Annotated in this window: 9 protein-coding genes; 5 read left to right on the plus strand and 4 right to left on the minus strand. The window is 35.0% G+C overall.

Features of this window, described 5'->3' with window-relative positions; translation table 11 throughout:
- The first annotated feature begins 65 nt into the window (after window positions 1–65).
- The 5 genes from recR to KJ849_05600 all read left to right on the plus strand — a co-directional run bounded on the left by recR (window position 66) and on the right by KJ849_05600 (window position 3,975).
- Entirely contained in the window at window positions 66–665 is a 600-nt protein-coding gene (gene recR, locus KJ849_05580; protein ID MBU2600025.1) for a recombination mediator RecR, read from the plus strand.
- A 321-nt stretch (window positions 666–986) separates the two neighbouring features.
- A complete protein-coding gene (locus KJ849_05585) occupies window positions 987–1,565 on the plus strand; it encodes a 2-oxoacid:acceptor oxidoreductase family protein (GenBank protein MBU2600026.1) in 579 nt (192 codons plus the stop codon).
- Complete coding sequence (locus tag KJ849_05590) at window positions 1,562–1,852, plus strand: 4Fe-4S binding protein (GenBank protein ID MBU2600027.1); 291 nt, start codon at window positions 1,562–1,564, stop codon at window positions 1,850–1,852. The genes KJ849_05585 and KJ849_05590 overlap by 4 nt, the downstream gene beginning before the upstream one ends.
- A gap of 3 nt (window positions 1,853–1,855) precedes the next feature.
- Complete coding sequence (gene porA / locus KJ849_05595) at window positions 1,856–3,031, plus strand: pyruvate ferredoxin oxidoreductase (GenBank protein ID MBU2600028.1); 1,176 nt, start codon at window positions 1,856–1,858, stop codon at window positions 3,029–3,031.
- Between the two features lie 8 nt (window positions 3,032–3,039).
- Window positions 3,040–3,975, plus strand: coding sequence for a pyruvate ferredoxin oxidoreductase (locus KJ849_05600; GenBank protein ID MBU2600029.1), 936 nt, complete (start codon window positions 3,040–3,042; stop codon window positions 3,973–3,975).
- Here the strand turns inward: KJ849_05600 and priA are convergent.
- The 4 genes from priA to mnmG form a co-directional block, all read right to left on the minus strand.
- Window positions 3,965–6,190: a primosomal protein N' gene (gene priA, locus KJ849_05605; protein MBU2600030.1), complete on the minus strand. Its 2,226-nt coding sequence runs from the start codon at window positions 6,188–6,190 to the stop codon at window positions 3,965–3,967. The genes KJ849_05600 and priA overlap by 11 nt on opposite strands.
- A 39-nt stretch (window positions 6,191–6,229) precedes the next feature.
- A complete protein-coding gene (locus tag KJ849_05610) occupies window positions 6,230–7,036 on the minus strand; it encodes an aspartate dehydrogenase (GenBank protein MBU2600031.1) in 807 nt (268 codons plus the stop codon).
- Window positions 7,037–7,104: 68 nt separating this feature from the next.
- Entirely contained in the window at window positions 7,105–7,827 is a 723-nt protein-coding gene (rsmG, locus tag KJ849_05615; protein MBU2600032.1) for a 16S rRNA (guanine(527)-N(7))-methyltransferase RsmG, read from the minus strand.
- Window positions 7,827–9,674, minus strand: coding sequence for a tRNA uridine-5-carboxymethylaminomethyl(34) synthesis enzyme MnmG (mnmG, locus tag KJ849_05620; protein ID MBU2600033.1), 1,848 nt, complete (start codon window positions 9,672–9,674; stop codon window positions 7,827–7,829). The genes rsmG and mnmG overlap by 1 nt, the downstream gene beginning before the upstream one ends.
- Window positions 9,675–9,746: the final 72 nt, after the last annotated feature.

The raw sequence follows: 9,746 nt of genomic DNA on the forward strand, positions 1-9,746 counted from the left end.
AGTAAACTTCCTACTATTGGCTCTAAAACAGCTCTAGGTGGATTATTTTAAGGAAGGAAGATAATATGCAGCTTGCCTCTTCAATGTTAAAGCTTGTTAATGAGTTTAGTAAACTTCCTACTATTGGCTCTAAAACAGCTCAAAGATTAGCTTTTTATATCTTAAAAACACCACGAGAAGAAGTTTTAAGACTTTCTCAATCTTTGTTAGAAGTAAAGGACAAGATAAAGTATTGTCAAATTTGTTTTAATATATCCCAAGAAGAGGTTTGTCTTGTTTGCAGTAATAACCAAAGAGATAGTTCTTTAATTTGTGTCGTAGAATTACCTTTTGATGTTATCGTCGTTGAAAAGTCAGGTAATTACCAAGGACGATACCATGTTCTCTTGGGCAACATTTCTCCTTTAGAAGGAATAGGTCCGGAAGACCTAAAGATTAAAGAATTGTTAGGAAGACTGCAAAAAGAGAAGATTAAAGAGGTAATTGTGGCTACTAACTCAAATATAGAAGGAGAGACTACCGCTATTTATCTTCATAAATTAATAAAACCCTTAGGAATTTATGTCAGTAGAATTGCTTATGGTCTTCCAGTAGGAGGAAACTTAGAATATGCCGATGAGGTGACTATTGCTAAGGCTATCGAAGGAAGAAGACCCATGAATTGAAAAATCTGGTGGTGTCTGAAAATAGCTTAGTTATAATGAGGCATCTGAAAAAGATATAAAAAAGATGGATTATTCATTACAAATTGTAAATTTTAATTGTAATATGCTAATTTGTAATTTAAAATAAATTTATCCCCATCTTACACAAGTTATAGGAGTTATTAACGAAAACCGGACATAGGAAATAATGCCGAGCAATAAAAGATAAACTTGTTTGTCCTCAAATTAATTTGCTCTATGTCAAATTTTCATTAATAAGTGCTATAACTATTTATAGACATCACCCAAAATCTTAGCCTTAAAAAAAATAAAGGAGGATGTATGCATAATTTAGTTGAAATTCGCTGGCATGGAAGAGGTGGTCAAGGGGCCAAGACAGCAGCTTTGCTCTTTGCTGATGCCGCTATGTCTGAAGGAAAGCATATTCAAGCCTTTCCAGAATATGGACCAGAACGAATGGGAGCTCCAGTCCAATCTTTTAATCGTCTTAGTGACGAACCTATTACTATCCATTGTGGAGTAGAAAATCCTCAAATAGTCTTAGTCTTGGACCCTACTTTGATGGAGATTGTGGATGTGACCAAAGGTCTTCCTGAAGATGGTATTTTAATCATTAATACCCCCGAAGAACCTTCTCAAATTAGAAAAAAGATAAATATCATGGGAAGAAAGATATATACCATAGCAGCTTCTATCATCGCAAAAGAGACTATTGGAAGTAACATTCCTAATACTTCTATGTTGGGAGCTTTAATTAAGGTTACCAACTTAGTAAATTACGAAAGAATGATCAAGGACACGAAAAAAAAACTTGAAAAAAAGCTTAAGAATAAACCAGAAGTAATTGAGGGTAATATCCAAGCTATCCAAAGAGCTTATGAGGAGGTAAAATCAGAATGAGCACATTACCAAAATGGCACGAGCTTCCTGTGGGAGGATTGATCTTAGAAGCAGGAAGTGCTAGGGATTATAAAACAGGTGGCTGGAGAAGTATTAAGCCTATTTACAACCAAGAAAAGTGCATTAATTGTTTAAATTGTTGGATACATTGTCCAGATTCATCGATTATGGTAAAAGAGAGTAAAGTAACGGGCATTGATTATGATTATTGCAAAGGGTGTGGAATATGCGCCAAGGTGTGTCCACCTAAAGTAGCAGCTATTTCTATGATAGAAGAAGGGAGATAAAAAATGGGAAAAATGGTGGCAAAGACTGGAAATGAAGCGATGGCTGAAGCAATGCGTCAAATTAATCCTGATGTAGTAGCTGCTTATCCTATTACCCCGGCTACAGAAGTAGTGCAAATATTTTCTACTTATGTGGCTGATGGATTAGTTCAAACAGAATTTATTGCCGTGGAAAGTGAGCATAGCGCTATGAGTGCTTGTCTGGGGGCAGTAGCAACAGGAGCTCGAACGATGACTTCTACGGCTTCTCAAGGCTTAGCTTTGATGTGGGAGATGCTTTATATTGCTTCAGGTCTTCGTCTTCCCATAGTCATGGCTGAAGTAAATAGAGCTTTGAGTGCGCCCATTAACATTCATTGTGATCATAGCGATACTATGGGAGCAAGAGATAGCGGCTGGATCCAAATTTATTCTGAAAATGCTCAAGAAGCTTATGATAATTTAATTCAAGGGGTAAGGATAGCCGAAGAATGCTTACTGCCCACCATGGTTATGGCTGATGGTTTTATTATCAGCCATGGAATGGAATCTATGGAAATTTTAGAAGATAAAGAAGTCCAAGATTTTGTGGGTGAATATAATCCATCTTCTACCTTGATTAATTCAGAAAAACCTATAACTATGGGGGCACTGGATTTTACAGACTATTATTTTGAACATCGCCGTAGTTTAGCCCAGGCAATGATAGAAGCCAAGGAAAAGATTATTAAGATTAGTCAGGAGTATAGCCATCTTTCCAAAAGAAAGTATCAGCTTTTTGAAAAATACATGTTAGACGATGCCGAAATAGCAATCGTGGTGATAGGCTCTACGGCTGGAACAGCTAAAGTAGTAATTAATGAATTAAGAGAGAAGAAGATTAAAGCCGGGCTCTTGAAGATTAGAGTATTTCGACCTTTTCCTGGTGAGGAATTAAAAGAAGCTTTAGCTAACATACCAGTGATTGCTGTTTTAGATCGAGCTGATTCTTTAAGCACAATGGGAGGACCTTTATTTATAGAGATTAAATCTTCTTTATATGGCTTAGAAAAACAACCTCAAGTAGTCAATTACATCTATGGTTTAGGCGGCAGAGATATTAATTTACATCATCTTAGAGAAATTTACCAAGATCTCCAAAGCCTTTTAAAGACAGGAAAAGTTACTTCGCTGGTTAAATATCTTGGAGTAAGAGAATAGGAGGAAAAATGGCAAGTTTAAAAGAATTATCAAAAAGAGTGGATCTTCTTTCCGGTGGACACAGAGCTTGTGCCGGATGTACTGAACCTATGGCCGTGCGACAAATTTTATTAGCCGCAAATGCACCTTTGGTAATAAGCAGCGCTACGGGCTGCTTAGAAGTAACTACCACCATCTTTCCTTACACGGCATGGAAATGTTCTTTCTTTCACTCGGCCTTTGAAAATTCTGCCGCTACTATAAGCGGAATAGAGACAGGATACAAAGCTTTAGTCAAGAAAGGCAAAATCAAAGAACAAGGCTATAAATTCATTGGATTTGGTGGAGATGGAGGAACTTATGATATAGGATTTCAATCCTTATCAGGTGCTATGGAACGTGGCCATGACATTCTTTATGTTTGTTTAGATAATGGAGCTTATATGAATACCGGAATTCAACGTTCCAGCGCTACCCCTAAAGGCGCTCATACCACTACTTCTCCAGCCGGTAAGATAATTCCTGGCAAAAAAGAGTTTCGCAAAGACTTAACCTCAATTATGGTAGCTCATAATATTCCTTATGTTGCTCAAGCTGCTCCTAGTAACTGGAAAGACTTAACGACTAAAGTGGAAAAAGCTTTGTCTATTAAAGGACCAACTTTTATTAATGTCTTGGTTCCTTGTCGTTTAGGGTGGGGATTTGCCCCTGAAACAGCTATCGAAATTGGAGAAGAAGCGGTAGATTGTTCTTATTGGCCACTTTTTGAAGTAGAGGATGGAAATTGGAAGCTAACTTATCGTCCTAAGGAGAAAAAACCATTAGTAGATTGGCTTAAAAAACAAGTTCGTTTTAAACATCTATTTAAAGGTAATCAACAAGAAATCTTAACTCAACTTCAAGAAGATATAGATAAGAATTGGGAAAGACTACTAAAGAAGTGTGGCGAAGAGACTAAAGCATAAAGATGGGGTCGATATCGATCTCCAATTTTATAAAAGCTGGAGGCTGGTAGCTTTCTAAAGTTTTATTAATAATTTGATGAAGAAGGAAGACTTTTTTAGATTTTAAGAGAATTTGAAAGCGGTATTTAGACTTAACTTTAGAAATCACACAAGGAGAAGGTCCTAAGATTTTTAGATCGAAGAAGTTATTGTTTTTTAAGGTTTTTTGAAACTTCAAAGCTTCTTCTTCTACTTTAGATTCTATCTTACCTTGAAAAATAATATTGGCTAAGCGAGAAAAGGGAGGATAGTCTAGTTCTTCTCTATTCTTTATCTCTTCTTGATAAAATAAATTACAGTCTTGATTTACCGCGGTTTGAATACAAAACTGCTCTGGATTATAGGTTTGAATCAACACTTCTCCTTTTAAGTCTCCTCTTCCTGCTCTTCCAGCTACTTGGGTTAAAAGGTTAAAAGTATGCTCTGATGCTCTAAAGTCAGGAATATTTAAAGAGGTATCAGCCAGGATCACTCCCACTAAAGTTACATTAGGAACATCTAAGCCTTTAGCAATTATTTGAGTACCAATTAAGATATCAATACTTCCTTGATTAAATTTAGATAATATATCTTCTAAGGCATTCTTCTTTTTAGTGATATCTATATCTAAACGAGCTACTTTGGCTTGAGGAAATAATCTATTGATCTCTTTCTCAATCTTTTCTGTTCCGCTGCCAAATAATTTAATCTTTTTATTTTTACAGTAAGGACATAGAGAAGGTATTTCGGCTAGATTTCCACAATAATGACATCTTAAAGCCTTATCTTTTAAGTGATAAGTTAAGGTAACATTACAATATTCACAAAGCAGAGATTTTCCACAACTAACACATAAAATATAAGGTGAAAATCCTCGTCGATTTAAGAATAGTATGGTTTGTTCTCTTCTTTCTAATCTTTCTTTAATAGCCTTTTGAAGCTTAAAACTAATTAAAGTTTTGCTCTTTTCTGGTATTTCTTTCCTTAAATCTATTAATTTAACTTCAGGAAGAGAAAAATCTTTAACTCGATAAGATAATCTTAAATAATCATACTTTCCTTTTTGAGCATTATATAAAGATTCTAAGGAAGGAGTAGCACTTCCCAATACGACTACACTGGAAGTAAATTTAGCCCGCATAATAGCTGCATCTCGAGCATGGTAGCGAGGATTATGATCTTGTTTATAAGTCCTTTCATGTTCTTCGTCCACCACGATCAGACCTAAGTTTAAAAATGGAGCAAATATGGCACTTCGAGCTCCAATGGTAATACTTACTTGGCCTTTTTTAATCTTATGCCACTCTTCATTTTTCTTTTTTAGGGAAATCCTACTATGTAAAATAGCTACATTTTCTCCAAAGCGAGATTTAAATCTCTCCTCCATCTGAGGAGTTAAAGAAATTTCCGGAATTAACACCAGCGCTTGCTTTCCTTTAGCGATTACCTTATTAATGGCTTGTAAGTAAATTTCCGTCTTACCACTTCCAGTAATTCCTTGAAGAAGAAAGACTTTAAATTCTTCCTTCTCTATACTTTTATTAAGCTGTTCTAAAGCTACTCTTTGTTCGTCAGTCAAGAGGAAGGGTTGGGAAGTCTTTACTTTACTGGAAGAGGTTAAAATATTCTGCTCTTGAAGATAAGTTATCTTAATTATCCCTTTTCTAACTAAAGTTTTCAGAGGAGAGTTGCTTACCTCAGCTTGATAAAGAAGTTCTTTTTCTTTAAGCAGAGGATTACTTAATAAAATATGGAGAATTCTTTTTTGAGCTTTATTTAATTCTTTAAGGAGTAATTTAACTTCTTCTTGGTTGATCCCTAAAGAGATATACTTTTCTTTATTAGATTTACTTAAGGTAGGAATACAACTTTTTAAGACCATGCCCCAAGAAGAAAAGTAGTAATTAGCTATCCATTTAGCTAGTTTAAGTAATTCAGGGGTGATTACTGGTTCTTGATCTACGATCTCGATTAACTCTTTAATTTTTAGGTTTTCTGGGGGAGGAGTTTGGTGGATTTCAATTATGCAACCTTGGCATTTTCTGTTTCGAAAAGAGACTAAAGCTCTTTTGCCAATAGCTATTTCCTCTTCTAATTCTTTAGGTACTGAGTAGGTAAAAGATTTGTTAACCTTTAAACTTAAGACTACCCCGACAAACGTTTTCTTACCGTTTAAATGGTCCATCTTGTTTGACAAAGATTGCAACTTGGTTTTATTGAGAAAGCTGTAAAAATTTTAGACGCCAATCTTAAGTGGATTTACTATTTGTTTTAAGGTAGCCACAGCCGAAAGGGCCGCTAAAAAACTTGTTTTGGGGTTAAAAGGAGAAGGTAAGTTTTCGCACTTTAGGTTGATCTTTCCAAAATCCCCTTCGATCGAGATTTCATGAGTATTAATATTTGTCTCTGGATCAGCGTAAATATTGACTAAAGTTTTTTCAAATCCTATCCCCGCTAAGCTTAAAACAGCCGAAACATTAATATTTTTAGGAAAAGAAGTAGCTGCTTCTAAAGCCGTACCGGCAAATATTCTTGTTTTATTAGTCAACTCTTTTAAATTTAGCTTATTTTTTATAACATAAGGGGCATCTATTAAACTTTTTACAGACTTAGTAGTGTTAATTTCTACTTTTTTTATCTTGCCTACGGAAGCTGATTTTAATCCATCAATACCGGCAATAGCCCCAGAAGGAATATAAATCTGGCAGTTTTTTTCCTTAGCGATCTCCAAAATCTTTAAATCATCGACCAATGCCCCTACGCTCATAATCAAGACATTTTTACCTAAGTAAAGAGCCTCCTTGATATATTTTTTAACGGCTTCTTGAGAAGCAGCTTCAATCACCAAGTCTACTTCTCTTATCAAAACCTCGCCGGGCAATACTTTCACTGGTTCAGGTAAACAACGAGAAAGTTTTATGGCTTTTTCTTCTTCTTGATCGAAGATAACTTTTAATTCTAATGGAGAAATATCCTTAATGTTTTGGCAGATATAACTACCTATGGCTCCACATCCAATTACTCCTACTTTAATATTCTTCATCTTATTTTCCTAAGTTTTTTAAAATTTCCTAATCGGCTATTTTTTTAAGGTCAGAGGGTTTATTCTTTTCAAAAGAGAGGTCTTTTCTGAGGAATTCCTATTCTCCGAGGAAATTGAAAAGGAGTTGTTCTTTCTTTAATGATGATGACTAAATTTGTCTTTTTTCCCTTAAAAGGCAAATTTACTTCTTTTACTTCTTCTAATTGACCACCTACTTCTTTGATGGCATATTGAGCAGCTTGTAATTCTTCTATAATATCTTCTCCTTTAACGGTAATCAATCTTCCATTCTTTCTTAAAAAAGGGAGAGTATATTCAACTAAGGTACTTAAGTTGCTTACGGCTCGAGCTACGGCTAGATCGTACTGTTCACGATATTCTTTGTCGTGCCCATATTCTTCTGCTCTTCCTGGTAAGATCTTGACATACTTAAACCTCAAAAGATCGCAAATTTCTCTAATAAAATCAATCTTTTTTTGGCGAGATTCAATTAAAGTAAGATCTATTTCAGGAGTGTATATTTTAAGAGGTAAGCCAGGAAAGCCAGCACCGGTACCAATATCGATAACTTTTATTCCTGAACAAAAGTTTCCTCCCAAGGTAAAAAAAAGGGAGTCTATAAAATGGTAGTCAATGATCTCATAAGCTTCATCTATTGCCGTGAGATTAACTTTCTTGTTTTGGCTTTGTAAGAGTTTTAAATAAATAATGAATTGCTCTGCTTGGTATTCTGTTAAATTTATATTTAGTTGTTGACAACTCTTTAATAGATAATCTTTTAATTCTGACACTACCTTTTTTTTCTTTCTTTTCTGTGTTTTTCTAAGTAGATAATAATTACCGTAATATCAACTGGCTTAATACCTGGAATTCTAAGAGCTTGGCCTATGGAATCTGGTCTTATTTGTTTAAGCTTTTCTCTGGCTTCAAATGAAAGCTCCCGAATTTCATCATAATTAATCTCTAAAGGAACCTTTTGTTTTTCTAATCTCTTGTGTTTTTCAACTTGAAGGTGTTGTTGATTGATATAGCCTTCATACTTTATTTGAATCTCAACTTCTTTCTTAATTTCCTCTGGAATTTTAAGGCTAATTTGATCCAGACTTATTAAATCTTGGTAAGTTATCTCTGGCCTTCTTAATATTTTCCCTAAGGAGAGCTTACTTCCTTTGAAATTTACCAAGGTCTTTTTGAGCCTCTGGATCTCTTCTTTTATCTTTTTTTGCTTACTTTTAAAGATAGCATAAATTTCTTCTGAAATCAAGTTAAATTTATATCCAAAAGGCATTAATCTCTCATCGGCATTATCGTTACGAAGAAGTAAGCGGTATTCAGCTCGAGAAGTAAACATTCTATATGGTTCATTTGTCCCTTTCGTCACTAAGTCGTCTATTAAAACACCAAGGTAAGCCAAAGATCGATCTAAGATAAATGATTTCTTTCTCTGTATCTTTAAAGCGGCATTAAGGCCACTCATCATTCCTTGGGCGGCTGCTTCTTCATAACCCGAGGTGCCATTTATTTGACCAGCAAAGTACAAGTTTTCAATCTCTTTAGCTTCTAAGGTAGGTTTTAGCTGGAGAGGAAAGACAAAATCATATTCAATAGCGTATCCAGGTCGAATAATCTTAGCTTCTTCTAACCCCAAAATAGAATGCAAAAGCAAGTCTTGTATTTCTTCGGGCAGGCTAGTAGAAACACCATTTAAATAATATTCTTTTGTTTCTCTTCCTTCTGGCTCAATAAAGATTTGATGTCTCTCTTTTTGGGAAAACTTGACAATTTTATCTTCTATAGAAGGACAGTACCGAACACCAATTCCAGTAATATTTCCTGAATATAAAGAAGAAAGAGCCAAATTATCTCTAATTATTTTATGAGTTTCTTCATTGGTATAGGTGATATAACAAGGCATTTGGGGGCAAGTTATTTCTTTAGTCGTAAAAGAAAAAGGAAGAGGTTTTTCATCTCCTTCTTGAACCTTTAATTTAGAAAAATCGATACTATCCCTGTGAATTCTGGGGCTTGTGCCGGTTTTAAATCTGCCTAATTTTAGCCCTAATTGTTTGAGATTTTCAGATAATCTGATCGAGCTAAATTCCCCCGCTCTACCAGCTGGATAATTTATGCTTCCAATGTGAATAAGGCCATTTAAAAAAGTACCAGCAGTAATGATCACAGCTTTTGAGAAAAATTTTAAATTAGTAGAAATCTTAACTCCTAAAACTACTTTTTTACCTTTACTTGTTTTAACTAATATCTCTTCAACTAAACCTTGATATAAAGCTAATCTTTTTTCTTCTTCTAAGACCTTCTTCATGTACGCTTGATACAGTTTTTTATCAGCTTGAGCTCTAAGAGATTGAACGGCAGGGCCTTTTTTAGTATTTAACATTCGAAATTGAATGCCCGTATGATCAATGCATTTAGCCATTTCTCCTCCTAATGCATCAATTTCTCTCACTAATTGTCCTTTGCCCAAGCCACCTATGGAAGGATTACAAGACATCTGAGCAATGCTTTCTATATTAGAAGTAATTAAGAGAGTCTTGAGACCCATTCTGGAAGTAGCCAAAGAAGCTTCGATCCCAGCATGTCCCCCTCCAACAACGATAACATCATAATCAACGAAACTCATTAAGTTATCTCCACTTCATTAGCTTATGAATTTGAAGTAATTAAGAGAGTCTTGAGACCCATTCTGGAAGTA

It is taken from the genome of bacterium, assembly GCA_018830565.1.
Lineage (GTDB): Bacteria > UBA9089 > JAHJRX01 > JAHJRX01 > JAHJRX01 > JAHJRX01.